The organism is Bradyrhizobium sp. Mp27, assembly GCF_029953005.1.
Taxonomy (GTDB): domain Bacteria; phylum Pseudomonadota; class Alphaproteobacteria; order Rhizobiales; family Xanthobacteraceae; genus Bradyrhizobium; species Bradyrhizobium barranii.
Map to the genome: position 1 here is coordinate 1 of NZ_JASAUS010000546.1, position 934 is coordinate 934.

Consider the following 934-nt stretch of genomic DNA (forward strand, 5'->3'; position numbering starts at 1 on the left):
ACCAGCCGGCGTAAATTGGACGTCCCCATCCGCCATAGTACCGAGGACCATAGTATCCGCCCCAAGCGTATGGCCTGTAATAAACGCGGGGTCGGTAATAACCCGGGCCATAGTAACCATACCGCGGGCCGTAAGCGGGACCATAGTAGTAGGGAGAGGCCGCAGCTGCGGCGCCAAAGGCGAGTGCTCCAGCGGCGAGACCAAAGCCAAGTCCTGGACCCCAGCCACCGCCGTGCCAACCGCCACGCCAGTGGGCTTCGGCGGGAGCGACAGCGGCGACGGAGATCGCGCCGGCAGCCAATGCTGCTAGTGCAATTTTTCGCATTCACATCTCCATGTTCATGTAGGGCGACAAATCAATGCAATGCGATGAGGGCTCGTTCCTACGACTTTCGCCTGCGGCGGGCCTGTCTGTAGGTGGGAGAGCCGGTCGCGCTATAATCGCGCGAGCGCGAGCCGAGCGCGCAGCATGCCGCAGCGCAGGTTGAGGCGGGCTACCGCTTTCCCAGGAGCCTTTCATTTACTCACACGGGAACCGTGATTTCGATTGTCCCTTTTGAGAAGGGCGCGCTAAGCGTGTCCCAGCAGGGGACGTCACATGTCAGACAGGGCCCGCGAGTTTATCGATTTCTGGGTAGAGAACAGCATACATGCTGTCGAACAGGACCATACTGCGGGCGCGTCGCAGGATGTGCCGGAACTCTCGCGACGTCTCATCGAGGCTGCCAAGGGGCAGGGCATTCCGGAGGCCGACTTGCGGGCTGCGATTGGCGACATCGCCGCCTATATCGAAGAGCTTCTGAGGGCAGCGAACAGCGCTGAAAGCGAGCGGCGTACGCCTACGTAGGCGCCCTGCAACCTCTGGACATCACCAGGCTGAAGGTTAAGCTCTTCAAACATTCCCTGCTGCTCTGCGGTGATCGGGACATCTAAA

The 934-nt window shown here is 60.7% G+C and carries 2 protein-coding genes; one reads left to right on the forward strand and one right to left on the reverse strand.

All coding sequences use genetic code 11. From position 1 onward, the window contains the following. Nucleotides 1-325, reverse strand: a 325-nt coding sequence (locus QJT78_RS51660) for a hypothetical protein (RefSeq protein ID WP_080587091.1), incomplete at its 3' end; no start/stop codon positions are given. A gap of 273 nt (nt 326-598) precedes the next feature. Between QJT78_RS51660 and QJT78_RS51665 the strand changes: the two genes are divergently transcribed. Then, on the forward strand, nt 599-847 hold the full coding sequence (locus tag QJT78_RS51665; protein WP_038945191.1) for a DUF768 domain-containing protein: 249 nt from the start codon (nt 599-601) through the stop codon (nt 845-847). The last annotated feature ends 87 nt before the right edge of the window (nt 848-934 follow it).